This window comes from Metapseudomonas boanensis (assembly GCF_042232855.1).
In the GTDB taxonomy this organism is placed as follows: domain Bacteria; phylum Pseudomonadota; class Gammaproteobacteria; order Pseudomonadales; family Pseudomonadaceae; genus Metapseudomonas; species Metapseudomonas boanensis.
The window spans coordinates 1,754,406-1,780,206 of the sequence record NZ_CP113889.1 but is presented as its reverse complement, the minus strand read 5'-3'; the positions used below and the strand labels follow the sequence as shown (position 1 = coordinate 1,780,206).

24 protein-coding genes are annotated in these 25,801 nt (G+C 60.2%); 20 read left to right on the top strand and 4 right to left on the bottom strand.

Translation table 11 applies throughout. The features are described from left to right. The first annotated feature begins 1 nt into the window (after window position 1). From yidC to glmS, 18 genes are all read left to right on the top strand, one after another. Window positions 2-1,678, top strand: coding sequence for a membrane protein insertase YidC (yidC, locus tag OXH74_RS08135; protein WP_375740778.1), 1,677 nt, complete (start codon window positions 2-4; stop codon window positions 1,676-1,678). 85 nt (window positions 1,679-1,763) lie between these two features. Continuing rightward, on the top strand, window positions 1,764-3,131 hold the full coding sequence (gene mnmE, locus OXH74_RS08130) for a tRNA uridine-5-carboxymethylaminomethyl(34) synthesis GTPase MnmE (protein WP_375740777.1): 1,368 nt from the start codon (window positions 1,764-1,766) through the stop codon (window positions 3,129-3,131). A gap of 522 nt (window positions 3,132-3,653) precedes the next feature. Next, window positions 3,654-5,546, top strand: a complete 1,893-nt coding sequence (gene mnmG / locus OXH74_RS08125; RefSeq protein WP_375740776.1) for a tRNA uridine-5-carboxymethylaminomethyl(34) synthesis enzyme MnmG — start codon at window positions 3,654-3,656, stop codon at window positions 5,544-5,546. Further along, window positions 5,546-6,193 (top strand): 16S rRNA (guanine(527)-N(7))-methyltransferase RsmG, encoded by a 648-nt coding sequence (gene rsmG, locus OXH74_RS08120; RefSeq protein ID WP_375740775.1) that lies wholly within the window; start codon window positions 5,546-5,548, stop codon window positions 6,191-6,193. The genes mnmG and rsmG overlap by 1 nt, the downstream gene beginning before the upstream one ends. 15 nt (window positions 6,194-6,208) lie before the next feature. Continuing rightward, the gene (locus OXH74_RS08115; protein WP_215375709.1) at window positions 6,209-6,997 is read left to right on the top strand and encodes a ParA family protein; all 789 of its coding nucleotides are present in this window, start codon (window positions 6,209-6,211) and stop codon (window positions 6,995-6,997) included. A gap of 9 nt (window positions 6,998-7,006) precedes the next feature. Further along, a complete protein-coding gene (locus OXH74_RS08110; protein WP_375740774.1) occupies window positions 7,007-7,879 on the top strand; it encodes a ParB/RepB/Spo0J family partition protein in 873 nt (290 codons plus the stop codon). Between the two features lie 147 nt (window positions 7,880-8,026). After that, window positions 8,027-8,434 carry a F0F1 ATP synthase subunit I gene (locus tag OXH74_RS08105; protein ID WP_215375702.1) on the top strand — a complete coding sequence of 136 codons (408 nt, stop codon included), beginning with the start codon at window positions 8,027-8,029 and terminating at the stop codon, window positions 8,432-8,434. Between the two features lie 16 nt (window positions 8,435-8,450). After that, on the top strand, window positions 8,451-9,320 hold the full coding sequence (atpB, locus tag OXH74_RS08100) for a F0F1 ATP synthase subunit A (protein ID WP_215375697.1): 870 nt from the start codon (window positions 8,451-8,453) through the stop codon (window positions 9,318-9,320). 194 nt (window positions 9,321-9,514) lie between these two features. Continuing rightward, window positions 9,515-9,772 carry a F0F1 ATP synthase subunit C gene (gene atpE, locus OXH74_RS08095; RefSeq protein ID WP_003457994.1) on the top strand — a complete coding sequence of 86 codons (258 nt, stop codon included), beginning with the start codon at window positions 9,515-9,517 and terminating at the stop codon, window positions 9,770-9,772. Window positions 9,773-9,821: 49 nt separating this feature from the next. Then, a complete protein-coding gene (locus OXH74_RS08090; RefSeq protein ID WP_215375692.1) occupies window positions 9,822-10,292 on the top strand; it encodes a F0F1 ATP synthase subunit B in 471 nt (156 codons plus the stop codon). A 12-nt stretch (window positions 10,293-10,304) separates the two neighbouring features. Then, entirely contained in the window at window positions 10,305-10,841 is a 537-nt protein-coding gene (locus tag OXH74_RS08085) for a F0F1 ATP synthase subunit delta (protein ID WP_215375689.1), read from the top strand. 21 nt (window positions 10,842-10,862) lie between these two features. Next, window positions 10,863-12,407 carry a F0F1 ATP synthase subunit alpha gene (gene atpA, locus OXH74_RS08080; RefSeq protein WP_215375686.1) on the top strand — a complete coding sequence of 515 codons (1,545 nt, stop codon included), beginning with the start codon at window positions 10,863-10,865 and terminating at the stop codon, window positions 12,405-12,407. Window positions 12,408-12,457: 50 nt separating this feature from the next. After that, window positions 12,458-13,318, top strand: coding sequence for a F0F1 ATP synthase subunit gamma (gene atpG, locus OXH74_RS08075; protein WP_215375683.1), 861 nt, complete (start codon window positions 12,458-12,460; stop codon window positions 13,316-13,318). Between the two features lie 30 nt (window positions 13,319-13,348). Then, window positions 13,349-14,725, top strand: a complete 1,377-nt coding sequence (gene atpD / locus OXH74_RS08070) for a F0F1 ATP synthase subunit beta (RefSeq protein ID WP_215375680.1) — start codon at window positions 13,349-13,351, stop codon at window positions 14,723-14,725. Between the two features lie 43 nt (window positions 14,726-14,768). Then, entirely contained in the window at window positions 14,769-15,194 is a 426-nt protein-coding gene (locus OXH74_RS08065) for a F0F1 ATP synthase subunit epsilon (protein WP_215375676.1), read from the top strand. 97 nt (window positions 15,195-15,291) lie between these two features. Continuing rightward, window positions 15,292-16,656 (top strand): bifunctional UDP-N-acetylglucosamine diphosphorylase/glucosamine-1-phosphate N-acetyltransferase GlmU, encoded by a 1,365-nt coding sequence (gene glmU / locus OXH74_RS08060; protein WP_375740773.1) that lies wholly within the window; start codon window positions 15,292-15,294, stop codon window positions 16,654-16,656. A gap of 114 nt (window positions 16,657-16,770) precedes the next feature. After that, entirely contained in the window at window positions 16,771-17,538 is a 768-nt protein-coding gene (locus OXH74_RS08055) for a DeoR/GlpR family DNA-binding transcription regulator (RefSeq protein WP_215375670.1), read from the top strand. Window positions 17,539-17,554: 16 nt separating this feature from the next. Next, a complete protein-coding gene (gene glmS, locus OXH74_RS08050) occupies window positions 17,555-19,390 on the top strand; it encodes a glutamine--fructose-6-phosphate transaminase (isomerizing) (RefSeq protein WP_215375667.1) in 1,836 nt (611 codons plus the stop codon). A gap of 135 nt (window positions 19,391-19,525) precedes the next feature. Here the strand turns inward: glmS and OXH74_RS08045 are convergent, their stop codons facing one another. Beyond that, window positions 19,526-20,257 carry an aspartate aminotransferase family protein gene (locus OXH74_RS08045; RefSeq protein ID WP_375740772.1) on the bottom strand — a complete coding sequence of 244 codons (732 nt, stop codon included), beginning with the start codon at window positions 20,255-20,257 and terminating at the stop codon, window positions 19,526-19,528. Between OXH74_RS08045 and OXH74_RS08040 the strand changes: the two genes are divergently transcribed. Next, a complete protein-coding gene (locus tag OXH74_RS08040) occupies window positions 20,225-20,761 on the top strand; it encodes a GntR family transcriptional regulator (protein ID WP_375740771.1) in 537 nt (178 codons plus the stop codon). The genes OXH74_RS08045 and OXH74_RS08040 overlap by 33 nt on opposite strands. Window positions 20,762-20,885: 124 nt before the next feature. Here OXH74_RS08040 and OXH74_RS08035 read toward each other — a convergent pair whose 3' ends face one another. Next, entirely contained in the window at window positions 20,886-21,527 is a 642-nt protein-coding gene (locus tag OXH74_RS08035) for an SCO family protein (RefSeq protein WP_375740770.1), read from the bottom strand. Then, window positions 21,524-23,158, bottom strand: coding sequence for a multicopper oxidase family protein (locus OXH74_RS08030; RefSeq protein WP_375740769.1), 1,635 nt, complete (start codon window positions 23,156-23,158; stop codon window positions 21,524-21,526). Before OXH74_RS08030 ends, OXH74_RS08035 begins: the two co-directional genes overlap by 4 nt. Window positions 23,159-23,712: 554 nt before the next feature. Between OXH74_RS08030 and cfaB the strand changes: the two genes are divergently transcribed. Then, window positions 23,713-24,900, top strand: a complete 1,188-nt coding sequence (cfaB, locus tag OXH74_RS08025) for a C17 cyclopropane fatty acid synthase CfaB (protein ID WP_375740768.1) — start codon at window positions 23,713-23,715, stop codon at window positions 24,898-24,900. Here cfaB and folE2 read toward each other — a convergent pair. Then, window positions 24,891-25,781 (bottom strand): GTP cyclohydrolase FolE2, encoded by an 891-nt coding sequence (gene folE2, locus OXH74_RS08020; protein ID WP_375740767.1) that lies wholly within the window; start codon window positions 25,779-25,781, stop codon window positions 24,891-24,893. The two genes, cfaB and folE2, sit on opposite strands and share 10 nt — an antisense overlap. Window positions 25,782-25,801 lie beyond the last annotated feature (20 nt).

Genomic DNA, 25,801 nt, shown 5'->3' with positions numbered 1-25,801 from the left:
CATGGATATTCAACGCTCGATCCTGATCGTCGCCCTGGCAATCGTGTCCTATCTGATGGTTCTCCAATGGAACCAGGACTACGGCCAGGCTGCATTGCCGACGACTGGCAACATTGCCAGCAGTCAGCAGGCGACACTGCCGGACACCACGGCAGCCGCCAAGACCAGTGATGACGTCCCCACTGCAAGCAGCGAACGCAACGAGCCGGTGGCAACCCCAGTCGCTACCAGTAGCGAACTGATCCGCGTTGAAACCGACGTGTTGAATCTCGCCATTGATCCACGTGGTGGCGACATCGTCCAACTGACCCTGCCTCAGTACCCGCGTCGTCAGGACCACCCGGATGTGCCGTTCCAACTGTTCGACAACGGCAACGAGCGCACCTACCTGGCACAAAGCGGCCTGACCGGCGCCAATGGCCCTGACGCCCGCGCCAGTGGTCGCCCCCTCTACTCCGCTGCGCAGAAGGCCTACAAACTGGCCGATGGTCAGGACACATTGGTCGTCGAACTGACTTTCAGCGAAGCTGGAGTCAACTACACCAAGCGCTTCACCTTCAAGCGCGGCCAATACGATCTGGGCGTCACCTACAAGATCGACAACCAGAGCGGCCAGGCATGGAGCGGGAACTTCTTCGCCCAGCTCAAGCGCGATGGCAGCAGCGACCCGTCCTCCAGCACAGCAACCGGCGTTTCCACTTACCTCGGTGCCGCCCTGTGGACTCCGGATGAGCCGTACAAGAAAGTGTCGATGGGCGACATGGACAAGCAGGCCTTCAAGGAAAATGTGCAGGGTGGTTGGGTAGCCTGGCTGCAGCACTATTTCGTGACCGCCTGGGTGTCCGACAAGGACGAAGCAAACCTGGTCCAGACCCGCAAGGATGCACAAGGCAACTACATCGTCGGCTTCACTGGCGCTTCGCTGAACGTTCCGGCTGGCTCTCAGGCCGAAGCAGGCGCGACCCTTTATGCGGGTCCGAAGATGCAGGACAAGCTGAAGGAGCTGTCGCCAGGCCTCGAGCTGACTGTCGACTACGGCTTCCTCTGGTTTATCGCCCAACCGATCTTCTGGTTGCTGCAACATATCCACAGCCTGTTGGGTAACTGGGGCTGGGCGATCATCTGCTTGACCATCCTGATAAAACTCGCGTTTTTCCCACTCTCCGCTGCCAGCTACAAGTCGATGGCACGCATGCGTGCGGTATCGCCGAAACTGCAGGCACTGAAGGAACAGCACGGCGACGATCGTCAGAAGATGTCCCAGGCGATGATGGAGCTGTACAAAAAGGAGAAGATCAACCCATTGGGCGGCTGTCTGCCGATCCTGGTCCAGATGCCAGTATTCCTTGCCCTCTACTGGGTGCTGCTGGAAAGCGTCGAGATGCGCCAGGCTCCCTGGATGTTCTGGATCACCGACCTGTCGATCAAGGATCCATTCTTCATCCTGCCGATCATCATGGGCGCCACCATGTTCATCCAGCAGCAGCTGAACCCGACGCCGCCGGACCCCATGCAGGCCAAGGTGCTGAAGCTGATGCCAATCATCTTCACCTTCTTCTTCCTGTGGTTCCCGGCAGGTCTGGTGCTGTACTGGGTCGTCAACAACGTCCTGTCGATTGCCCAGCAGTGGTACATTACCCGGCAGATCGAGGCAGCCAGCAAGAAAGCCGCCGCCTGATAACCGCGCTAACCTAGCTTGAACAAGACGCCCCCATAGAGGGGCGTCTTGCTATCCGCAGCCCGAATCCTGGGGATATCCACAGATGAATCCTGCACGTGAAACCATCGCTGCCGTTGCTACCGCCCAAGGGCGTGGTGGCGTCGGTATCGTCCGTGTCTCCGGGCCCCATGCCATGCGAATCGCCGAAGATATCTGCGGTCGCGTGCCCACGCCCCGATACGCTCACTACGGCCCGTTCCTCGATAGCGCCGGGCAAACCCTGGACCAAGGGCTTGCGCTCTACTTCCCCGGCCCACATTCCTTTACGGGCGAAGACGTCCTCGAACTCCAGGGCCACGGCGGGCCTGTGGTGATGGATCTGCTGCTTCACCGCTGCCTGGAGTTAGGCGCACGCCAGGCTCGACCAGGCGAATTCAGCGAGCGAGCCTTCCTCAATGACAAGCTCGACCTCGCCCAGGCCGAGGCCATTGCCGACCTGATCGAAGCCAGTTCCGAACAAGCTGCACGCAATGCCCTTCGCTCGCTTCAAGGTGAGTTCTCACGTCGGGTAAATGGCCTCACCGAGAGGCTCATCGAACTTCGTATCTTCGTTGAAGCTGCCATCGACTTCCCTGAGGAAGAGATCGACTTCCTAGCTGACGGCCATGTGCTGAGCTTGTTGGATGGCGTCAGGGATAACTTATCCACAGTGCTCCGAGAAGCCGGACAAGGCGCGTTGCTACGTGACGGCATGACCGTGGTGATCGCCGGACGCCCCAATGCTGGTAAATCCAGTTTGTTGAATGCATTGGCCGGCCGTGAAGCCGCCATCGTCACTGACATCGCTGGCACGACACGTGATGTGCTGCGGGAACATATCCACATCGATGGCATGCCCCTGCATGTGGTGGATACCGCTGGCCTGCGCGATACCGACGACCATGTGGAAAAGATTGGTGTGGAACGTGCCCTGAAGGCCATCAGTGAAGCCGACCGCGTGCTGTTGGTGGTCGATGCCACCGCTCCGGAAGCTGCCGACCCTTTTGCCCTATGGCCAGAATTCCTCGACCAGACGCCGGATCCGGCCAAGGTCACGCTGATCCGCAACAAGGCGGACCTCAGCCAGGATCCGGTTGCACTTGAGGTCAGTGCTGATGGCCATGTGACCCTCAGCCTATCGGCTAGGTCCGGCGACGGTCTGGACCTGCTTCGTGAACACCTCAAGGCTTGCATGGGTTACGAGCAGACTGCCGAAAGCAGCTTCAGTGCCCGCCGCCGGCACCTGGAGGCCCTTCGCCAGGCAGCCACCTACCTCGACCATGGCCGTAGCCAATTGACCCTTGCAGGCGCTGGCGAGCTCCTGGCGGAAGACTTGCGCCAAGCTCAGCAGGTACTAGGCGAAATCACTGGCGCCTTCAGCTCAGACGATTTGCTCGGACGTATCTTCTCCAGCTTCTGCATCGGCAAGTAACCCTTTCTCGAACTTACCCACATGACAACAAGCCGCCTTCGGGCGGCTTTTTCGTATCTGCACGTTCACCCACAGGTCAATCTAAGCCCTGTTGATAAGTTGCGTTTAACTCGGTCCATAAGCCTGTTGAAAACGGATGGCATAAACCCCCTGTGCATAACTAGCCATTCCGCCCACAGCTTACCTACGGCATACACAGACGCTTCCCGCAGGATCAGCACAGTCTTATCCTGCCCTGTAATCACCGATTTAGAAGCTCTCAGAGCAGTTATCAACAGAAAAGCGCTTCCCCAAGGTATAAACATAAGAACAAGCTCTTTTAAAAATTCTTCTCTTCTATTTTTCTAATGGCTTGTCCACATCAGCCCAAGCGAAACGACACCATCGACAAAAGAAGGCTCAAAGCAGAGCAGGAGCAGGCGCTGGCTATTTTTTGTGCAGAAGGCTTCATTCAAGGAGTCGAAGTCCCTATACTTGCCGCCTTTCCCTATTCCCCATCTATGAACAGGCACGAGGTGCGTGGTGGATTTCCCTTCCCGTTTTGACGTGATCGTGATCGGCGGCGGTCATGCCGGTACCGAGGCTGCATTGGCAGCCGCACGCATGGGCGTGAAGACGCTGCTGCTGACCCACAATGTGGAAACCCTCGGCCAGATGAGCTGCAACCCAGCCATTGGTGGCATCGGCAAGAGCCACCTGGTCAAGGAAATCGATGCGCTGGGCGGCGCCATGGCAACTGCAACCGACCTTGGTGGAATCCAGTTCCGTGTGCTGAACAGCCGCAAGGGACCTGCCGTTCGCGCTACCCGTGCGCAAGCGGACCGTGTCCTGTACAAGGCAGCTATTCGGGAAATTCTGGAGAACCAACCGAACCTGTGGATATTCCAGCAGGCTTGTGATGACCTGATTGTGGAAAACGATCAGGTCAAAGGCGTTGTGACCCAAATGGGGCTGAGGTTCCACGCGGAATCCGTCGTTCTGACCACAGGCACCTTCCTCGGTGGACTTATCCACATCGGTCTGCAGAACTATTCCGGTGGCCGTGCAGGGGACCCGCCATCCATCGCCCTGGCCCAACGCCTGCGCGAATTACCACTGCGCGTCGGTCGCCTGAAAACCGGTACGCCACCGCGCATCGACGGCCGATCGGTCGATTTCTCAGTGATGACCGAACAACCTGGCGATACACCAATCCCAGTGATGTCGTTCCTCGGCTCGAAAGAGCAGCACCCGCGCCAGGTCAGTTGCTGGATTACCCACACCAATGCGCGCACCCATGAGATCATCGCGAGCAACCTCGATCGGTCACCGATGTATTCTGGCGTCATCGAAGGCGTTGGTCCGCGCTACTGCCCGTCGATCGAAGACAAGATCCATCGCTTCGCCGACAAGGACAGCCATCAGGTCTTCCTCGAACCGGAGGGCCTGACTACCCACGAGCTTTACCCGAACGGGATCTCCACCTCGCTGCCGTTCGACGTGCAACTGGATATCGTCCGCTCGATCCGCGGCATGGAAAACGCCCACATCGTGCGCCCCGGCTATGCCATCGAGTACGACTACTTCGACCCCCGCGACCTGAAGTACAGTCTGGAGACCAAGGTCATTGGCGGCCTGTTCTTCGCCGGCCAGATCAACGGCACCACCGGTTACGAAGAGGCCGGTGCCCAGGGGCTGCTCGCAGGTGCCAACGCCGCACTCCGCGCCCAGGGCAAAGAGGCCTGGTGCCCGCGTCGAGACGAAGCCTACATCGGCGTACTCGTCGATGATCTGATTACCCTGGGTACCCAGGAGCCTTACCGAATGTTCACCTCGCGCGCCGAGTACCGGCTGATCCTGCGCGAAGACAACGCTGACCTGCGCCTTACCGAGAAAGGGCGTGAACTGGGACTGGTAGACGACCGCCGCTGGGCCGCCTTCGAGGCCAAGCGCGAAGGCATCGTGCTCGAAGAGCAACGCCTGAAGAGCACCTGGGTACGCCCTGGCACGGCTGAAGGCGACGCGATCGCCCAACGCTTCGGCACTCCACTGGCCCACGAATACAACTTGCTCAACCTGTTGAGCCGCCCCGAGATCGATTACGCCGGACTGGTCGACGTGACTGGAGGTGGTGCCGAGGACCCGCAGGTCGCGGAACAGGTGGAGATCAAGACCAAGTACGCCGGATACATCGACCGCCAGCAGGACGAAATCGCACGTCTGCGCGCAAGCGAAGACACCCGCCTGCCTGCGGACTTGGACTACACGACCATTTCTGGTTTGTCCAAGGAGATCCAGCACAAGCTCGGACAGACTCGTCCCGAGACGCTTGGACAGGCTTCGCGCATCCCCGGCGTCACACCGGCAGCCATCTCCCTGCTGCTGATCCACCTGAAGAAGCGCGGCGCAGGCCGCCAGCTGGAGCAAAGTGCCTGATGTCCCTGGTCACCCAACGCCATGCAGACGAACTGTCCCAAGGCGCGCAACAACTCGCTGTCGAACTTACCCCGGTCCAGCAGGAGCACCTGCTGGCCTACCTGGCGCTGCTGATCAAGTGGAACAAGGCATACAACCTGACCGCAGTGCGCGATCCGGATGAAATGGTCTCGCGCCACCTGCTGGACAGCCTAAGCGTCCTGCCACATGTGGCTGCACTTGGGGATAACTGGCTGGATGTCGGCAGTGGCGGGGGCATGCCTGGTATTCCGTTGGCCATAATGTTTCCCAAACGCCGTTTCACCCTGCTCGACTCCAACGGCAAGAAGACCCGTTTTCTGACCCAGGTGAAGCTGGAGCTGAAACTTGCCAACCTCGAAGTTGTCCACAGCCGGGTCGAAGCATTCAGACCTGAACGTCCGTTCGACGGGATCGTCTCCCGCGCTTTCAGTTCGCTGGAAGACTTCAGCAACTGGACGCGTCATCTGGGGGACGGTAAGACCCGCTGGTTGGCCATGAAAGGCCTGCATCCGGACGAGGAACTGCAAGCCTTGCCGGAGGACTTCCGTGTGGAGTCCGAGCACGCCCTGGTGGTTCCAGGTTGCCAAGGCCAGCGGCATCTGCTGATACTGCGCCGCACGCTATAAGGGGATAGGTCTGCCATGGCCAAGGTATTCGCAATCGCCAATCAGAAAGGCGGGGTCGGCAAGACCACCACCTGTGTCAACCTGGCTGCCTCGCTGGTCGCCACCAAGCGCCGCGTGCTGTTGATCGACCTCGACCCTCAAGGCAACGCCACCATGGGCAGCGGCGTCGACAAGCTCGCCCTGGACCACTCCGTCTATGACGTCCTGACCGGCGAGTGCGACCTGGCGACCGCCATGCAATTCTCCGAGCACGGGGGCTATCAGCTGCTGCCTGCCAACCGCGACCTCACCGCGGCGGAAGTGGCTTTGCTCGAAATGCCGAACAAGGAACATCGGCTGCGCGAGGCCCTCGCACCGATTCGCGAGAACTACGACTACATCCTCATCGACTGCCCGCCTTCGCTGTCGATGCTGACGATCAACGCCCTGGTTGCCTCTGATGGCGTGATCATCCCCATGCAGTGCGAGTACTACGCACTCGAAGGCTTGTCCGACTTGGTCAACAGCATCCAGCGCATTGGCAAGTTGCTGAATCCGAGCCTGAGGATCGAAGGCCTCTTGCGCACCATGTACGATCCGCGCATCAGCCTGACCAACGAAGTGTCGGCGCAGCTCAAGACGCACTTCGGTGACAAGCTCTACGATTCTGTCATTCCGCGTAACGTGCGCCTGGCTGAAGCTCCGAGCTATGGCATGCCGGCACTGGTCTACGACAAGCAATCCCGTGGCGCCATCGCCTACTTGGCGCTGGCAGGCGAGCTGGTCCGTCGCCAGCGCGCGAACGCCAAAACCGCTACCGCATAAGGAATCCGCATGGCCGCGAAAAAACGAGGTCTGGGCCGTGGCTTGGACGCCCTGCTGGGCGGCAGTTCCGTCACAAAGCTGGAAGAAGAAGCCGTTCAGGTCGATACGCGTGAACTGCAATACGTGCCGCTGGACCTGATCCAGCGCGGCAAGTACCAGCCTCGCCGCGACATGGACCCGACCGCCCTCGAAGAACTGGCCCAGTCGATCAAGGCCCAGGGCGTCATGCAGCCCATCGTCGTGCGTCCGATCGGCGGCGGTCGTTTCGAGATCATCGCCGGCGAACGCCGCTGGCGTGCCAGCCACCAGGCTGGGCTGGACAAGATTCCGGCCATGGTCCGCGAAGTCCCTGATGAAGCCGCCATTGCCATGGCGCTGATCGAAAACATCCAACGCGAGGACCTCAACCCGATCGAGGAAGCCATTGCCCTGCAACGCCTCCAGCAGGAGTTCCAGCTGACGCAGCAGCAGGTCGCGGAAGCAGTCGGTAAATCACGCGTCACCATCACCAACCTGCTGCGCCTGATCGGCCTGCCGGAGGAGATCAAGACCCTCCTCTCCCATGGTGACCTCGAGATGGGACATGCACGGGCGCTTCTCGGTCTGCCCCTTGAGCGGCAGGTAGAAGGGGCGCGACATGTTGTCGCACGGGGCCTGACTGTGCGCCAGACCGAAGCACTGGTCCGGCACTGGTTGACCAGCAAGGAGAAAGCTGTCGAACCGGTCAAATCGGATCCGGACATCAGCCGCCTTGAACAGCGCCTGGCTGAGCGGCTGGGCGCTCCCGTGCAGATCAAGCATGGCCAGAAAGGCAAAGGCCAACTGGTCATCCGCTACAACTCCCTCGACGAATTACAGGGCGTCCTGGCCCACATCCGCTGAAACAATTGGTGCTGTAGCGACAGTCGGAATTCACTACCCGACAGTTGAACGGGGGGATTCCCCCCCCTATACTCTGCGCGCAATTTTGTCGGCACAAACTATGCCAAGTTATTGATTCAAGGCGCCGACGCCAGAGGATTCGCCGCGATGGATACCCGCACGCCAAACCGCCTGCCCTTCCATCGTTTGCCGGTTTTTCCGGTGCTGCTGGCCCAGTTGGTCGTGTTGTTGATTGCCGCCGTCGTTCTCTGGCAGTGGCGAGGCACGGTCGCTGGATACTCTGGGTTGTGTGGTGGCCTGATCTGTTGGTTGCCGAACCTGTATTTCGCCCACAAGGCTTTCCGCTTTAGCGGAGCCCGGGCCGCCCAAGCGATAGTCCGGTCTTTTTATGCCGGTGAGATGGGCAAGCTGATTTTGACGGCAGTGCTGTTTGCGCTGACGTTCGCAGGAGTGAAACCCCTGGAGGCGCTGGCGGTATTCGGCGTCTTCCTGCTGACCCAGGCGGTCAGCTGGTTCGCGCCCCTGCTGATGAGAACAAGATATTCGAAACCTTAGGGCGTTTGAGGCAAACATGGCAGAGCAAACCGCTTCGGGCTATATCCAGCATCACCTGCAGAACCTGACCTTCGGTCAACTGCCTTCGGGCGAGTGGGGCTTTGCCCACACCGCTGAGCAAGCCAAGGAAATGGGCTTCTGGGCCTTCCATGTGGACACCCTGGGGTGGTCCGTGGCCATGGGTCTGATCTTCGTCCTGCTCTTCCGTATGGCGGCCAAGAAGGCCACCTCCGGCCAGCCGGGCGCCCTGCAGAACCTCGTCGAAGTGATGATCAGCTTCGTCGACAGCAGCGTGAAAGACACCTTCCACGGCCGTAACCCGCTGATCGCTCCCCTGGCGCTGACCATCTTCGTCTGGATCTTCCTGATGAACGCCATCGACTTGGTGCCAGTGGATTGGATTCCGGTCCTCGCTGCAAAAATCACTGGTAACGAGCACCTGTTCTTCCGCGCTGTGCCGACCACCGACCCGAACGCCACCCTGGGCATGGCCCTCTCGGTATTTGGCCTGATCATTTTCTACAGCATCAAGGTGAAGGGTATCGGCGGTTTCCTCGGCGAACTGACCCTGCACCCGTTCAGCAGCAAGAACATCCTGGTTCAGATCATTCTGATCCCGGTCAACTTCCTGCTCGAGTTCGTGACCCTGGTGGCCAAGCCGATCTCCCTGGCCCTGCGTCTGTTCGGCAACATGTACGCCGGCGAGCTGGTGTTCATCCTGATCGCTGTGATGTTCGGCGCGGGCATTCTGCTGCTGAGCGGCCTGGGCATTGCACTGCAGTGGGCGTGGGCTGTGTTCCACATCCTGATCATCACCCTGCAGGCCTTCATCTTCATGATGCTGACCATCGTCTACCTGTCGATGGCGCATGAGGACAACCATTAAGAACGCGAAGCGCACCTGACGACCTTCTCCCTTCCGGGAGGAGGCGCCCGAAGGGCGCAAGAGGGTGTCTTCAAGTTCGAGATGGTCCCACGCCAACCAGCGTGGGAAAGCCCGAAAGGGCAGTGGGAATAAACGATTTCGCTTTACCGCTTCACTTAACCCTTAACCAACACGACATAAAGTCGGGAGGAAAAATGGAAACTGTAGTAGGTCTGACCGCGATCGCCGTAGCTCTGCTGATTGGCCTGGGTGCCCTGGGTACTGCCATTGGCTTCGGTCTGCTGGGTGGCAAGTTCCTGGAAGGCGCTGCGCGTCAGCCGGAAATGGTTCCGATGCTGCAAGTCAAAATGTTCATCGTTGCCGGTCTGCTCGACGCCGTAACCATGATCGGCGTTGGTATCGCTCTGTTCTTCACCTTCGCTAACCCGTTCATTGCTCAGGTAGCCCAGTAATCCTCGTTGATCGAGGATTCGACTGACAACGAACGAGCGAGGTGTTGGCGTGAACATTAATGCAACCCTGATCGGCCAGTCCGTTGCTTTCTTCATCTTCGTACTGTTCTGCATGAAGTTCGTGTGGCCTCCGGTCATCACTGCTCTGCGGGACCGTCAGAAGAAGATTGCCGATGGCCTGGACGCTGCCAACCGTGCGGCTCGTGACTTGGAGCTGGCCCATGAGAAAGTGGGTCAGCAACTGCGCGAAGCCAAGACTCAGGCAGCTGAAATCATCGAGCAAGCCAAAAAGCGCGGTACCCAGATCGTCGACGAAGCTCGCGATCAGGCACGCGCCGAAGGCGAGCGCCTGAAGGCGCAGGCTCAGGCCGAGATCGAGCAGGAACTGAACAGTGTCAAAGACGCGCTGCGCGCCCAACTGGGTAGCCTGGCCGTTAATGGCGCCGAGAAGATCCTGGGTGCCACTATCGATCAAAACGCGCATGCGGAGCTGGTTAACAAACTGGCAGCCGAAATTTAAGCGAGGGCGATCATGGCAGAACTGACCACGCTGGCCCGACCTTACGCCAAGGCTGCTTTCGAGTACGCCCAGGCCCATCAGCAGCTGGCCGCTTGGTCGGCCATGCTAGGCCTGGCCGCTGCGGTGTCGCAGGACGACACCATGCAGCAAGTGCTCAAAGCCCCGCGACTGACGAGCGCAGAGAAAGCCAACACCTTTGTCGAGGTAGTTGGCGACAAGTTTGATGCCCAGGTAGGCAATTTCATCCACGTCCTTTCCGAGAATGGCCGCCTCGTGCTGCTGCCGGAAATCGTCGAACTGTTCGAGCTTTACAAGGCCGAGCAGGAGAAGTCGGTAGACGTGGAGGTCACCAGTGCCTTCGCATTGAGCGATGAACAGCAAGACAAACTCGCCAAGGTTCTCAGCGCACGGCTCAGCCGAGAAGTGCGTCTGCACGCCGCGGAGGATGCCAGCCTGATAGGCGGCGTCGTCATCCGCGCCGGCGACCTGGTTATCGATGGCTCGGTTCGCGGCAAGCTCGCGAAACTGGCCGAAGCGTTGAAATCTTGAGTTTGAAGGGGCAGCAGAGCAATGCAGCAACTCAATCCTTCCGAAATTAGTGAAATCATCAAGGGACGTATCGAGAAACTCGACGTCTCTTCGCAAGCCCGCAACGAAGGCACCATCGTTAGCGTGTCCGACGGTATCGTGCGCATCCACGGCCTGGCCGACGTGATGTACGGCGAGATGATCGAGTTCCCTGGCGGCGTCTATGGTATGGCGCTGAACCTGGAACAAGACTCCGTCGGTGCCGTGGTCCTCGGTAGCTACCTGACCCTCGCTGAAGGCATGAGCGCCAAGTGCACCGGCCGTATCCTCGAGGTACCGGTTGGTCCGGAACTGCTGGGCCGCGTAGTCGATGCCCTGGGCAACCCGATCGATGGCAAAGGCCCTCTGAACAACGTCGCCACCGACGCTGTAGAGAAGGTCGCACCGGGTGTGATCTGGCGTAAGTCGGTCGACCAGCCGGTACAGACCGGCTATAAGTCGGTCGATGCCATGATTCCGGTAGGCCGTGGCCAGCGCGAGCTGATCATCGGTGACCGTCAGATCGGCAAGACCGCACTGGCAGTCGACGCCATCATCAACCAGAAGAACAGCGGCATCCGCTGCGTCTACGTTGCCATCGGTCAGAAGCAATCGACCATCGCCAACGTGGTTCGCAAGCTGGAAGAAAACGGCGCCCTGGCCAACACTATCGTGGTGGCTGCCAGTGCTTCCGAATCCGCTGCACTGCAGTTCATTGCACCGTACGCCGGCTGCACCATGGGCGAGTACTTCCGCGACCGCGGCGAAGACGCACTAATCGTCTATGACGATCTGTCCAAGCAAGCCGTTGCCTACCGTCAGATCTCCCTGCTGCTGCGCCGTCCGCCGGGCCGCGAAGCCTACCCGGGCGACGTGTTCTATCTCCACAGTCGTCTGCTGGAGCGCGCTTCCCGCGTTTCCGAAGAGTATGTCGAGAAGTTCACCAATGGCGCCGTGACTGGCAAGACCGGTTCCCTGACCGCTCTGCCGATCATCGAAACCCAGGCTGGCGACGTTTCCGCGTTCGTTCCGACCAACGTGATCTCCATCACCGACGGTCAGATCTTCCTGGAATCGGCCATGTTCAACTCGGGTATCCGTCCGGCCGTAAACGCCGGTATCTCGGTATCCCGTGTTGGTGGTGCAGCCCAGACCAAGATCATCAAGAAGCTCTCCGGTGGTATCCGTACCGCTCTGGCGCAGTACCGCGAGCTGGCGGCTTTCGCCCAGTTTGCTTCTGATCTGGACGAGGCTACCCGCAAGCAACTTGAGCATGGTCAGCGCGTCACCGAGCTGATGAAGCAGAAGCAGTATGCGCCCATGTCGATTGCCGACATGTCGCTGAGCCTGTATGCCGCCGAGCGTGGTTTCCTGCAGGACATCGAAGTCGCCAAGATCGGCGCTTTCGAGCAGGCCCTGATTGCTTACTTCAACCGGGATCACGCCGCTCTGCTGGCGAAGATCAACGAGAAGGGTGACTTCAATGACGAAATCGACGCAGGCCTGAAAGCCGGTATCGAGAAGTTCAAAGCCACCCAAACCTGGTAAGCCGCAGCGGGGGTCGCAAGACCCCCGCCTGCTAACCTGATAGGTGTCAAATGGCAGGCGCAAAAGAGATTCGCAGCAAGATTGCGAGCATCAAAAGCACGCAGAAGATCACCAGCGCCATGGAAAAGGTGGCGGTCAGCAAGATGCGCAGAGCTCAAATGCGCATGGCTGCCAGCCGTCCCTACGCGGAGCGCATCCGCCAGGTGATCGGTCATCTGGCCAACGCCAACCCGGAGTACCGCCATCCGTTCATGATTGAGCGCGAAGTGAAGCGCGTCGGTTATGTCGTGGTGAGCAGTGACCGTGGTTTGTGCGGCGGCTTGAACACCAACCTGTTCAAGGCCCTGGTCAAGGACATGGCGGGTTATCGCGAGCAAGGCGTAGAGGTCGACCTCTGCGTGATTGGTAGCAAGGGTGCGGCCTTCTTCCGCAACTTCGGCGGTAACGTCGTTGCAGCTATCAGCCATATCGGCGAAGAGCCGTCGATCAACGATCTGATCGGCAGCGTCAAGGTGATGCTCGATGCATACCTGGAAGGCCGTGTTGATCGCCTGTTCGTGGTCTCCAACAAGTTCGTCAATACAATGACGCAGAAGCCGACCGTGGACCAACTGGTTCCGCTGGTGGCCGATCCGGATCAAGAGCTCAAGCATCACTGGGACTACCTCTACGAACCCGACGCCAAGGAGCTCCTCGAAGGGCTGCTGGTGCGCTACGTGGAATCCCAGGTGTATCAGGCGGTCGTCGAGAACAACGCAGCCGAGCAAGCGGCGCGGATGATCGCGATGAAGAACGCCACTGACAACGCCGGTGACCTGATCAGCGAACTTCAGCTGGTCTACAACAAGGCCCGTCAGGCTGCGATCACCCAAGAGATCTCGGAAATCGTCGGCGGCGCTGCTGCGGTTTAAGAACGGTTCAAATATTCAGAGGAACCAGATATGAGTAGCGGACGTATCGTTCAAATCATCGGCGCCGTTATCGACGTGGAATTTCCGCGTGACCAGGTGCCGAACGTCTATGAGGCGCTGAAAGTACAAGGCGCTGAAACCACACTGGAAGTCCAGCAGCAGCTGGGCGACGGCGTGGTCCGTACCATTGCGATGGGTTCGACCGAAGGCCTGAAACGCGGCCTGGACGTCAACAGCACTGGCAAAGCCATTTCCGTACCGGTGGGCAAAGCGACCCTGGGCCGGATCATGGACGTGCTGGGCAACCCGATCGACGAAGCTGGCCCGATCGGTGAAGAAGAGCAGTGGGAAATCCACCGCCCTGCACCGACCTATGCCGAACAAGCTGGCTCCAATGAGCTGCTGGAAACCGGTATCAAGGTTATCGATCTGGTCTGCCCGTTCGCCAAGGGCGGTAAAGTCGGTCTGTTCGGTGGTGCCGGTGTCGGCAAGACCGTGAACATGATGGAACTGATCCGTAACATCGCCATCGAGCACAGCGGTTATTCCGTGTTCGCTGGTGTGGGTGAGCGTACTCGTGAGGGTAACGACTTCTACCACGAGATGAAGGACTCCAACGTTCTGGACAAAGTGGCCCTGGTATACGGCCAGATGAACGAGCCGCCGGGCAACCGTCTGCGCGTTGCACTGACCGGCCTGACCATGGCTGAGAAGTTCCGTGACGAGGGTCGTGACGTTCTGCTGTTCGTCGACAACATTTACCGTTACACCCTGGCCGGTACCGAAGTGTCCGCGCTGCTGGGTCGTATGCCGTCCGCTGTGGGTTACCAGCCGACCCTGGCCGAGGAAATGGGCGTTCTGCAAGAACGCATCACCTCCACCAAGACCGGTTCGATCACCTCCATCCAGGCCGTGTACGTACCTGCGGACGACCTGACCGACCCGTCCCCAGCGACCACCTTCGCCCACCTGGACGCCACGGTCGTACTGTCCCGTGACATCGCCTCCCTGGGTATCTACCCAGCTGTCGACCCACTGGACTCGACCTCCCGTCAGCTGGACCCGCTGGTGATTGGTCAGGATCACTACGACACCGCTCGCGGCGTACAGTATGTTCTGCAGCGTTACAAAGAGCTGAAGGACATCATCGCGATCCTGGGTATGGACGAACTGTCCGAAGCGGACAAGCAGTTGGTATCCCGTGCTCGTAAGATCCAGCGCTTCCTGTCCCAGCCGTTCTTCGTGGCAGAAGTCTTCACTGGTTCGCCGGGCAAGTACGTGTCCCTGAAGGACACCATCGCTGGCTTCAAAGGCATCCTTAACGGTGACTACGACCACCTGCCCGAGCAGGCGTTCTACATGGTCGGCGGCATCGAAGAAGCCATCGAGAAAGCGAAGAAACTGTAACCCCCTGAGCGCCCGGCAACGGGCGCTTACGTGAGGCAAGCGTATGGCTATTACTGTCCATTGCGATATCGTCAGCGCCGAAGCGGAGATCTTCTCCGGTCTGGTGGAGATGGTGATTGCGCACGGCAACCTGGGCGATCTGGGTATCGCTCCGGGCCACGCCCCGCTGATCACTGACCTCAAGCCGGGTCCCATCCGCCTGGTCAAGCAGGGTGGTGGGGAAGAGGTGTATTACATCTCCGGTGGTTTCCTCGAGGTCCAGCCGAACATGGTGAAGGTCCTGGCCGACACCGTGCTGCGTGCCAGCGATCTGGACGAAGCTGCTGCTCAGGAGTCCCTCAAGGCTGCTGAAAAGGCCCTGCACGAGAAAGGCGCGGAGTTCGATTACTCCAACGCATCTGCTCGTCTGGCCGAGGCTGCAGCCCAGCTGCGCACCGTCCAGCAGATCCGCAAGAAGTTCGGCGGCTAATCCCGCAGGCTTCATTGCAATCGAGTTAAAGGGTAGCCTTGGCTACCCTTTTTCTTTTCCGCTTGTTTGTTAACAGCCTGACTCGGTGATTCACGTTATGTCCCTCGATATCGTCATCCTCGCGGCCGGCCAAGGCACGCGTATGCGTTCCGCGCTGCCCAAAGTCCTGCATCCGGTGGCCGGCAAAGCCATGCTGGGTCACGTCATAGACACTGCTCGCAAGCTGCAGCCGCAAGGCATCCATGTGGTGATCGGCCACGGCGCCGAGACCGTGCGTGAGCGCTTGGCAGCAGACGACCTGAGCTTCGTCCTGCAAACCGAGCAGCTGGGAACCGGCCATGCCGTCGCCCAGGCGTTGCCGCAGTTGAGTGCTGAGCGGGTGCTGATTCTCTACGGAGATGTGCCGCTGATCGAAGTGGAAACCCTGGAGCGCCTGCTGCAGAAAGTCAGCGAGGATCAACTTGCCTTGCTCACAGTGGAGCTGGATGACCCCACCGGTTATGGCCGCATCGTCCGCGACGTGGCTGGCGTAGTGAAGGCCATCGTCGAACACAAAGATGCCTCGCCGGAGCAGCGCGCCATTCGCGAGGGCAACACCGGCATCCTGGCGGTACCGGGTAAGCGTTTGGCTGACTGGCTGGGACGATTGTCAAATGACAATGCCCAGGGCGAGTACTACCTGACCGACGTCATCGCCATGGCTGTTTCCGATGGGCTGGTGGTGGCCACCGAGCATCCTCACGACACGATGGAAGTGCAGGGTGCCAACGACCGCATCCAACTCGCAGAGCTCGAGCGGCACTACCAGAAGCGTGCAGGCCGCCGCTTGATGGCCCAGGGGGTGACCCTGCTCGACCCGGCACGCTTCGACCTGCGCGGTGAAGTGACTGTGGGCCGGGACGTGCAGATCGACATCAACGTGATCCTCGAAGGCAAGGTGGTGATCGAAGATGGAGTGCTGATCGGTCCCAACTGCGTGATCAAGGACAGCACCCTGCGCCGCGGAGCCGTGGTCAAAGCCAACAGTCACCTAGAAGGTGCCGAGCTGGGTGAAGGCGCCGATTGCGGTCCGTTCGCCCGCCTGCGTCCTGGCGCGGTGCTGGGTGCAAAGGCTCATGTGGGTAACTTCGTCGAGCTGAAGAATGCCGTGATGGGTGAGGGCGCCAAAGCTGGCCACCTGAGCTACTTGGGTGACGCCGAGATTGGCGCACGGACCAACATTGGCGCCGGCACCATCACGTGCAATTACGATGGTGCGAACAAGTTTCGGACCGTCATGGGCGAAGACGTCTTCATTGGTTCCAACAGCGCCCTCGTCGCTCCGGTGACCCTGGGTGACGGCGTGACTACAGGGGCGGGTTCCACCATTACCCAGGACGTGCCGGCCAACACCCTGGCGGTTGGCCGCGCTAAGCAGCGCAATATCGATGGCTGGAAGCGCCCGGAAAAGATCAAGAAGTAAGGCTTATCTCTCACAAAAGGCGGCTCAGGCCGCCTTTTGTCGTTTCCAGGGTTGACGTATCCGTGCTGTTAGGTTTTGATTTGCTCTATTATCTTTCGAATCGAAACTTAGCTAATGACGAAACGGAACACTCCCCAGCGTCGCCATGCAATCCTCGCGCTACTCAATGAGCAGGGCGAAGTGAGCGTCGATGAACTGGCCAGAGCTTTTTCCACGTCGGAAGTGACGATCCGAAAGGACCTCACTGCGTTGGAGAAGAACGGCCTGCTGCTGCGGCGGTACGGTGGGGCTGTACCCATGCCGCAGGAGCTGATTGGTGAGGGTAGCCATCCCGTTTCCTCATACAAGCTGGCCATCGCCCGCGCGGCCGTAGGCTGCATACGCGAGCATGCACGGATCATCATCGACAGTGGCAGCACCACCGCAGCGATGATTCCGGAGCTGGGCCGCAAGCCCGGACTTGTGGTCATGACCAACTCCCTTAGCGTGGCCAATGCCCTGCGCGAGCTGGAGCACGAACCTGTGCTGTTGATGACCGGTGGAACCTGGGACCCGCATTCGGAGTCATTTCAGGGGCAGGTTGCCGAGCAGGTCCTGCGGTCGTATGACTTTGACCAACTGTTCGTCGGTGCCGACGGCATCGATCTGCAGCGCGGCACCACCACTTTCAACGAGCTGCTGGGCTTGTCCCGCGTCATGGCCGAAGTTGCCCGCGAAGTCATCGTGATGGCGGAAGCGGACAAGGTCGGGCGGCGGATGCCTAACCTCGAGCTGCCCTGGAACAGCATCACCACTCTGATTACCGATGAGCGCCTTTCGCAGGAAGCGCGCGACCAGATCACTGCGCGCGGGGTCAAGTTGATCTGCGCGAGTGTCGATTGAAATAGGAGAAACAAGCATGTGTGGCATCGTTGGCGCCATCGCTGAGCGCAACATCACCGCAATCCTCATCGAGGGCCTGAAGCGCCTTGAGTACCGTGGGTACGACAGCGCTGGCGTTGCACTCTTCAATGGCGAGGGCACGCTGGTGCGCCGTCGTCGCGCCGGCAAGGTGGCCGAGCTGGAACAAGCCCTGGCCGCAGAACCAGCCGCAGGTCGACTGGGCATCGCCCATACTCGCTGGGCAACCCATGGGGCCCCTTGCGAGCGTAATGCTCACCCGCACTTCTCCGGTGACGAATTGGCGGTGGTGCACAACGGCATCATCGAAAACCATGAGGCCCTGCGCGAGCAGCTCAAGGGGCTCGGCTATGTATTCAGCTCCGATACCGACACCGAAGTCATCGTCCACCTGCTGCACCACAAGCTAGCCGAGCTGGGCGATCTGACCGTCGCGCTCAAGGCTGCCGTTGCCGAACTGCACGGTGCCTACGGCCTGGCGGTGATCAGCGCGAAGCAACCTGATCGCCTGCTGGCCGCTCGTAGCGGCAGCCCGCTAGTCATCGGCCTGGGGATCGGCGAGAACTTCCTGGCTTCGGACCAGCTGGCTCTGCGACAGGTCACTGACCGCTTCATCTACCTGGAAGAAGGCGATATCGCCGAGATCCGTCGAGACAGCGTGCAGATCTGGGACCAGGCCGGCCATCCGGTGCAGCGTGAGCAGGTCCAGTACCACGAAGGTGCCGAGGCCGCTGACAAAGGCGAATACCGCCACTTCATGCTCAAGGAAATCCACGAACAGCCCAAAGTGGTCCAGCGCACCCTGGAAGGCCGCCTGGGCACTGACCATGTGCTGGTAAATGCCTTCGGCCCGCGCGCTACCGAGCTGTTCGCCAAGGTGCGCAATGTGCAGATCGTCGCCTGCGGCACCAGTTATCACGCTGGCATGGTTGCACGTTACTGGCTTGAAGAGCTGGCCGGTATTCCCTGCCAGATCGAAGTGGCCAGCGAGTTCCGCTACCGCAAGGTGGTGGTGCAACCGGACACCCTGTTCGTCACCATTTCCCAGTCGGGCGAAACCGCCGATACCCTGGCCGCCCTACGCAATGCCAAGGCACTGGGCTACCTGAGCAGCCTGGCCATCTGTAACGTCGGTACCAGCTCCCTCGTTCGCGAATCGGACCTGACCCTGCTGACCCAGGCAGGTCCGGAAATCGGCGTGGCCTCGACCAAGGCCTTCACCACCCAGCTTGTGGGGCTGATGCTGCTGACCCTATCCCTGGGCCAAGTACATGGCACCCTGGAGCAGGGCGTGGAAGCCGGTCTGGTGGAGGAATTGCGTCGCCTGCCGACCCGCCTGGGTGAAGCCCTGGCAATGGACAAGACGGTGGAGAAGGTCGCCGAACTGTTCGCCGAGAAGAACCATACCCTGTTCCTCGGCCGCGGCGCCCAGTACCCGGTGGCAATGGAGGGTTCCCTCAAGCTCAAGGAGATCTCCTACATCCACGCCGAGGCCTACCCGGCTGGCGAACTCAAGCACGGCCCGCTGGCCCTGGTGGATAGCGACATGCCAGTGGTTACGGTTGCGCCTAACAACGAGCTGGTTGAGAAGCTCAAGTCGAACCTGCAGGAAGTCCGCGCGCGGGGCGGCGAGCTGATCGTTTTCGCTGATCGTGAGGCCGGAATCGACAACGGCGAAGGCACCCACGTGGTCAACATGCCGCATATCGACGATGCCCTGGCGCCGATCCTCTACACGATCCCGCTGCAGCTGCTGTCCTACTACGTCGCTGTGCTCAAGGGGACGGACGTCGACCAGCCGCGCAACCTCGCCAAGTCGGTGACGGTCGAGTAAAGCGGCCACTGCCGCGTCGAAGCGTTCATCAGCAACAAAAACAGAAGCCGGTTTAGGTTTGCGCCTCCACCGGCTTCTGATTTTTCAACTGAATTCGGGTGAATGTGGCGAAGTCGCACACCAGCCGCTCCACTCTCAATTCATGCTCACACCGAGTGCTTGATCCAGAGCATCAAGCATCAGGTCGGCATGCTTCTTCTTGAAAGCGAGAAGCGGACGAATCTTGAGGATGTTCTCCCGAGGGCCTGCTGCACTGATCAGCACGCCGCGCTCGCGTAGGTCGTTGACGATGTATCGGGTAACCAGTGCAGCCGGCTCTTTTGTCTCCCGATTGCTGACCAGTTCGATCCCGAAAAACATCCCTGCTCCACGCACGTCACCAATCAGCTCGTGGCGTTCGGCGAGGCGGCGGAAACCCTGCAACAGGTAGCCGCCGAGCTCTGCCGAGCGCTGCTGCAGGCCTTCTTCCTGGATGACGTCCAGCACCGCCTTGGCGGCAGCACAGGAAACCGGATTCCCACCGAAGGTATTGAAGTAGCGCACGCTGCGGCCGAAGCTTTCGATCACCTCTGCGCGGGCCACCACTCCGGCGATGGGCTGACCGTTCCCCATGGGCTTGCCCAGGGTGACGATGTCCGGCTGCACGGCGTGCCTCTGGAAACCCCACATAGTCGCGCCGGTGCGGGCAAATCCGGACTGGACTTCATCGGCGATGTAGAGCAGTCCCTCGGAGCGAGCAACCGCTACCGCTTCGGCGAGGAAACCAGCGGGGTCGGCGAATACGCCATCGCTGGCGAAGATGCCGTCCAGGAGCAGCGCAGCAGGCTTGACGCCATGGGCGCGCAGGTCCGCGATGCCATTCTGCAACTCGCCAAGGAGCAGGCGCCGGTGCTGAAGACACCCAAGGACATCCGCGTTCCGGTGCTTGGCAAAGAGCAGTATCTGGAGATTCGAAGCATCCGCCTCGCGCTGGAAGGACTGGCAGCAGAAACCGCGGCCACGCGTGCGACGGCACAGGAGTTGACCCTGCTGGAGGACAACATCAATGCCAATTTGCGGGCGATAAAGAGTGGCGACTTCGTCGAGGCGCTCAAGCTCAACCAGGCTTTCCACTTTGCACTTGCCGATATTGCCGCCATGCCCTTGTTACGGAGCTTCCTCGACAGTCTATGGATGCGCACTGGGCCGCTGATTGCCCAGGCTTACCATAACTTCTCCGAGCAGATCGCCATCGAGCACCACTGGGAGGTCCTTGGCTCTTTGAAGAACGGAGACGGCGTAGCGTCGAGGGCGGCGATATGTGCTGAGATCCTGGACGGGAATGAACATCTGCTCGCCTTCATCGAGCGCAATGACCACTCAGAAAAATGAAATGAAATGAAGGCAGGCTCCGGGCCTTCCCTTCACATTTCGAGGTGCCCACCGGGCCGCGCGACCGAGCTTTGCTGCGGCCACGATCGGGACCCGCTTCCGGGTGGCATGTGCCCTGGCCCAGCTACCCAGTGGCTTCCAGTTGCCTGTAACGCGTAACGACCATCGACGTGTCTACATGGTTGATGGTGGCGATGATGCGCGGCGCTTCGCAGAGGGCCGGAGCCATGGTCCAGCGCTGGGTGCGGTCGTTCCCGATACGAAGCATTCCGGTGTGGGTCGAGAGGTCGTCATCCACCTCCGGAACTGGATCAAAGAAGCCAAGGCTGTAGCGCAGTCGCCTGACATCATCGGGCTCACCGGTGAGGAACAACCAGCCAGGCTTGACCCCGTGTTTCTCGGCATAAGCCTTGAGCACTTGTGGGGTGTCCAAGTGTGGCTGCAGGGTAATGGAGTACATGAAAATGTCCCTGCCCAGACGGCTGCCGAGGAGCTCCTGAACCTTGCGCAGATTGGCGGTCATGGTTGGGCAGATGCCTTCACAGTGGACGTACATCATGTTGATGGCGACGACTTTTCCGCGAACCAGATCGTCGTAGAAATGCACTTCTTCTCCATCCTGGGTGTAGAGCGTGACGTTGGCGAACGGCGGGTGGGGAACTTTGCGGGGATTCGAGCCGCCAATTACTTCAGGCACGCCATACCAGAACGCGCCGCCCAATGCGGCAAGACCCATCCCGGCCAGCAGGTTGCGGCGAGTGTTCATGACTGGCCTCCTGTTGTCGTGGTGCGGCTTTCACCGCTCATTGATGGGCTGCTGGCATCGCTCTCGATATCGAACCGCACCATCATGGCGTGGTCCTCGTGGATCAGGTTGTGGCAGTGCATGGGGTATTTGCCGAGGAAATCGCGGAAGCGAATGAACACGCGGATGGTCATGTTCTCGCCCAGCACGTAGACGTCCTTGCGGCCTTGCTCATGGGAAGGGATAGGCACGTTCTGGCCATTGACCGTCTTGCTGAGGATTCGGCCTTCCTCGAAGTGGATATGGATCGGGTGGTCCCATCCGTCTTCGGGGTTGACCAGTTCCCAGACCTCCGCGCTGCCCTGGCGGATCCGCGCACTGATGAAGGCCGGGTCGAAGAACTGCTCGTTCACGGCCCACAGGCCATTACGGCGATCGAAGACCCAGCGCCGGACCGGAGCCGAGGCTATTTCTGCAGGATCCAGTGGGCGAAGTGGACGTAGCACGGGCGGCACTTGGCTGACGTCCTGCTCGGCCGGGAAGCGATCGACGATGATCTTCAGGACCCGCACGCCCGGCTCCCGCACGTCCTTGGGTTGGCGAGTATCTTCCGGTCGATGGGTGAGGCGGTTCACCAGATACAGCTCTGTACCAACCGGGTAGCGCGAAAAGTCGACCACGATGTCGGCCCGCTCGGCAACACCGAGACGTACCTTGGTCTGGTCGAGCAGGGGCGCCGGCAGCAGGTTGCCGTCATTGGCGATGTAGGTGAAGGTCTGCTCCCTCTCCTGTGGCGACACCAGGTAGAGCTCGTAGAAGCGGCTCGGGCCGGCGTTGAGCAGGCGGAAGCGGTATTTGCGAGCAGCGACCTGCAGCACCGGTTCGATGTAGCCGTTGACGCAGACCTTGTCGCCCAACACGCCTTCAGGATTTACCTGATCCCAGTACAGGATGCCGTTGGGATCGAAGCGCTTGTCACTGAAGCTCAGCGGATAGTCGAAGGGGTGGCTGGGCAGGCACAGGGCGCCGGGGTTCGGGTCTCGCTCGTTGCCGGAGTCGATGTCGTCGAACAGGAAGAAGAATCCGAACAGGCCGCGGTACAAGTTCGGCGCTGTGAAGTCGAACGTATGATCATGGTAGAAGAGCGTGCCCAGTGCCTCGCGCGGGTCGCCTATAGCGTTCTGGAATTCGTCCACACCTGCGTAGATGTTTCCGTAGTGGTGGTCCTGGAACTCGCCTGGCGAGGCCAGTGTCGGTCCGGCCTTGTTGGCGCTGTAGAAGTCGCCGGGGAAACCGTCGCTCTCCGAGCCGACGTGGGCGTTATGCAGGTGAGTGGCGATTTCCGGCGAGCCGAATCCGACATGGTCCTGGGGTAGCTCGTTGTGAATACGCAGCACCATCGGCTGCCCGTAGTGGGCAAAGATTGTCGGGCCGGGTGTGGTGGCGCCTACAACGTTGCCTTCATAGCCCCAGATTCGTTGCAGGGGATATGCGGGGTTGAACAGCCAGTCTGGACGCTCCTTAGCCCGCAGTTCACAAGCCACTGCGACGCCCAGTTCGTTGAAGCGCTGATGGGGCGCCCTCCCCGCCTCACCTGCTGCGGTATTCGCGGCTTCGGTCGGGGGGGGATCCAGGACCACAGGTTGGAGCACGGTGATCTCGTCGGGTAGCCGGATCACCCAAGGAATGGTGGGTGGACTGGGGGGGATGACGAAATTGCTGCGCTCATCATCATCTCGCCTGTGTCTCCCTTCGACCAAGAAGGATTGGGTGATTGCGGGTATAGCCAGGACGACCGCTGTAGCCTTGAGAAATATCCGTCTTGCTGGAGGGGGCGTGTAATCTCCCTGGCTGCGGCGTGTTGGCGTTTTCATGGGGACTCCTTCCCCCCAAGCTATGGCTTCTAGTGTTTCTCGAGGCGGTTAGGTATTGATGAATCAAAAGGAGTACTCCAAACCCGCCGAAAGTCATTAAGTTGACATTTGTCAAATCTAATTACTCTAAAATGAATTTTAGTCAAATTAATGGCTAATTAATGTCGAAAGTCAGTTCGTCCCGACACGCGGGCTGCCTATCAGGTGGGCTTTGACTTTCTAAGAGCCAGTCGTCGCCATCGGGCGGGATAGAGTTGAACTATCAACTCGATAGCCTGACAACTGAACAAGGTGGTCTACCTTTCAAGTGTCTTTGCTAAGGAGGGAATCACATGCTGGCGCAACTTCCTCCGGTCCTTCGGGAACTGCAACTGCCACTTCGCCTGCGCTTGTGGGATGGCAAGGAGGTTCAGTTCGGGCCGGATCCAACAGTCACGATGGTGGTCAAGGATCCCGGCCTGGTGTCGTTGTTGGCCAATCCCAGCCTGGACACGCTGGGGTCCGCTTACGTGGAGGGCCGGCTGGAGCTTGAAGGGCCGATTCTCGAGGTGATCCGGGTCGGCGATGCGCTGACCGAAGCGCTGGTGAGCAGCGAAGACAACGGGGCACCGCCCGAGTATGCGGCCCACGACAAGGACACCGACGCCAAGGCCATTTCCTATCATTACGACTTGTCCAACGACTTCTACCAGCTCTGGCTAGACCGCGAGATGGTCTATTCCTGCGCCTATTTCCCCACGGGGAGCGAAGACCTGGATACTGCCCAAGTGGCCAAGTTGCACCTTCTCTGCCGTAAGCTTCGGCTCAAGGCTGGTGAATACTTGCTGGATGTAGGCTGCGGCTGGGGAGGCCTGGCGCGCTTTGCAGCGCGTGAGTACGGTGTGCGGGTGTTTGGTATCACCCTGAGCCGTGAGCAGCTGGCGCTGGGACGTGAGCGGGTCAAGGCTGAGGGACTGGAAGGACAGGTGGAGCTGGAGCTGCTGGACTACCGCGACTTGCCTCAGGACGGCCGCTTCGACAAGGCGGTCAGCGTTGGCATGTTCGAGCATGTTGGCCACGCCAACCTGCTCGGGTACTGCCAGCGGTTGTTTGGTGCAGTGCGTGACGGCGGCTTGATCATGAATCACGGCATCACTGCCCGGCATCCGGATGGACGCCCGGTGGCTCGTGGCGCCGGCGAATTCATCGATCGCTATGTCTTTCCCCATGGCGAGTTGCCGCACCTGTCCACGATGGTGGCGCAGCTCAGTCTGGCGGGGCTGGAGGTGGTTGATGTCGAAAGCCTGCGCCTGCACTACGCGCGTACCCTGGAGCTCTGGAGCGGCAACCTGGAGGCCAGGTTGGAACAGGCGGCACAGCTGGTTCCGGAGCAGGCGCTACGGATCTGGCGTCTCTATCTCGCCGGATGTTCCCATGCCTTTCAGAAGGGCTGGATCAACCTGCACCAGATCCTTGCGCTGAAGCCCCATGTGGACGGCTCCCATGAGCTGCCGTGGAGTCGTGCGGATATCTACGCATAGTGGGTCCAGCGGCTTTCGGCGACGGCGTCGTGTGCGTGGAGGCTCTCCGCGTGCACGACCCTGAGGTGGAAACCATCCAGCCAGCTTTCCCCGCGTAGCGCCTGATCCAGGCGGCGCGCCGCGTCCTCGCAGAACATCAGGTTCTGTCCATTGGCCAGGGCGAATGCCTGTTCGTCCGCCCGCTTGACTGCCGTCTGCACCGCCGTGCCCAGGGTCTGCTCGGCGAGGTCGATCAGCCGTTGCAGAGGTAGCTCGTTTATGGCGGTCAGGCGGACCTGGATCTGCGCGCAACTGCGTTGGCTGTGCGGCGTGGCGACTATCCCCTGGCTGCTGCCGAGCCATTCGAGGACCGCCTCAGGGTCCAGCGGCTTACCGGCGAAGTCCTCCTTGAAGCGGTGCTGGATGAGTTGGCGGGCGAGAGCCGCAGAGCATGGGCAGGTGGAGGAGTAGGCCACCTGCAGTCGTAGTTCCACGTGAAACCCCCATGAGTCCTGGCGTGCATCGATCTCGAAGGGGTAAGCCTTCCACCCGGACAGCGGGCTGACCAGAGCTGGGCGACTCAACAGAGCCTCCCCACGCAGGCGAAGGTAAGCGTTGCTGGAAAGGCCCTGGTGGCTGTCGAGGAACTGCCTTAGCAGCCCTTGCAGCACGGCCGGCGTCAGTCTTTGGTGTTGCAGAGCACCCAGTGCCAGGTACAGACGCGACATGTGAATGCCTCGTGCGCCGGGGTCATCAAGGCTCACGCCGGCGTCGGCACGCGCGTTGATGCGCTGATCTTCCAGCAACAGTGGCACGGCGATGTCGCACATGCCGACCCAATCCAGCGAGGCTGGTTCGGTGGTGGATTGGGCTGCGATGTCCGGAAGGGTGAGGGCGTTCATCGAGAACCTCGGCTTGGAAT

Excerpts from the sequence above, each read along its gene's own strand:
- yidC (WP_375740778.1), top strand. The coding sequence starts at position 2 with ATGGATATTCAACGCTCGATCCTGATCGTCGCCCTGGCAATCGTGTCC.
- mnmE (WP_375740777.1), top strand. The coding sequence starts at position 1,764 with ATGAATCCTGCACGTGAAACCATCGCTGCCGTTGCTACCGCCCAAGGG.
- rsmG (WP_375740775.1), top strand. The coding sequence starts at position 5,546 with ATGTCCCTGGTCACCCAACGCCATGCAGACGAACTGTCCCAAGGCGCG.
- OXH74_RS08115 (WP_215375709.1), top strand. The coding sequence starts at position 6,209 with ATGGCCAAGGTATTCGCAATCGCCAATCAGAAAGGCGGGGTCGGCAAG.
- OXH74_RS08110 (WP_375740774.1), top strand. The coding sequence starts at position 7,007 with ATGGCCGCGAAAAAACGAGGTCTGGGCCGTGGCTTGGACGCCCTGCTG.
- OXH74_RS08105 (WP_215375702.1), top strand. The coding sequence starts at position 8,027 with ATGGATACCCGCACGCCAAACCGCCTGCCCTTCCATCGTTTGCCGGTT.
- atpB (WP_215375697.1), top strand. The coding sequence starts at position 8,451 with ATGGCAGAGCAAACCGCTTCGGGCTATATCCAGCATCACCTGCAGAAC.
- atpE (WP_003457994.1), top strand. The coding sequence starts at position 9,515 with ATGGAAACTGTAGTAGGTCTGACCGCGATCGCCGTAGCTCTGCTGATT.
- OXH74_RS08085 (WP_215375689.1), top strand. The coding sequence starts at position 10,305 with ATGGCAGAACTGACCACGCTGGCCCGACCTTACGCCAAGGCTGCTTTC.
- atpA (WP_215375686.1), top strand. The coding sequence starts at position 10,863 with ATGCAGCAACTCAATCCTTCCGAAATTAGTGAAATCATCAAGGGACGT.
- atpG (WP_215375683.1), top strand. The coding sequence starts at position 12,458 with ATGGCAGGCGCAAAAGAGATTCGCAGCAAGATTGCGAGCATCAAAAGC.
- atpD (WP_215375680.1), top strand. The coding sequence starts at position 13,349 with ATGAGTAGCGGACGTATCGTTCAAATCATCGGCGCCGTTATCGACGTG.
- OXH74_RS08065 (WP_215375676.1), top strand. The coding sequence starts at position 14,769 with ATGGCTATTACTGTCCATTGCGATATCGTCAGCGCCGAAGCGGAGATC.
- glmU (WP_375740773.1), top strand. The coding sequence starts at position 15,292 with ATGTCCCTCGATATCGTCATCCTCGCGGCCGGCCAAGGCACGCGTATG.
- OXH74_RS08055 (WP_215375670.1), top strand. The coding sequence starts at position 16,771 with ATGACGAAACGGAACACTCCCCAGCGTCGCCATGCAATCCTCGCGCTA.
- glmS (WP_215375667.1), top strand. The coding sequence starts at position 17,555 with ATGTGTGGCATCGTTGGCGCCATCGCTGAGCGCAACATCACCGCAATC.
- OXH74_RS08040 (WP_375740771.1), top strand. The coding sequence starts at position 20,225 with ATGGGCGCGCAGGTCCGCGATGCCATTCTGCAACTCGCCAAGGAGCAG.
- OXH74_RS08035 (WP_375740770.1), bottom strand. The coding sequence starts at position 21,527 with ATGAACACTCGCCGCAACCTGCTGGCCGGGATGGGTCTTGCCGCATTG.
- cfaB (WP_375740768.1), top strand. The coding sequence starts at position 23,713 with ATGCTGGCGCAACTTCCTCCGGTCCTTCGGGAACTGCAACTGCCACTT.
- folE2 (WP_375740767.1), bottom strand. The coding sequence starts at position 25,781 with ATGAACGCCCTCACCCTTCCGGACATCGCAGCCCAATCCACCACCGAA.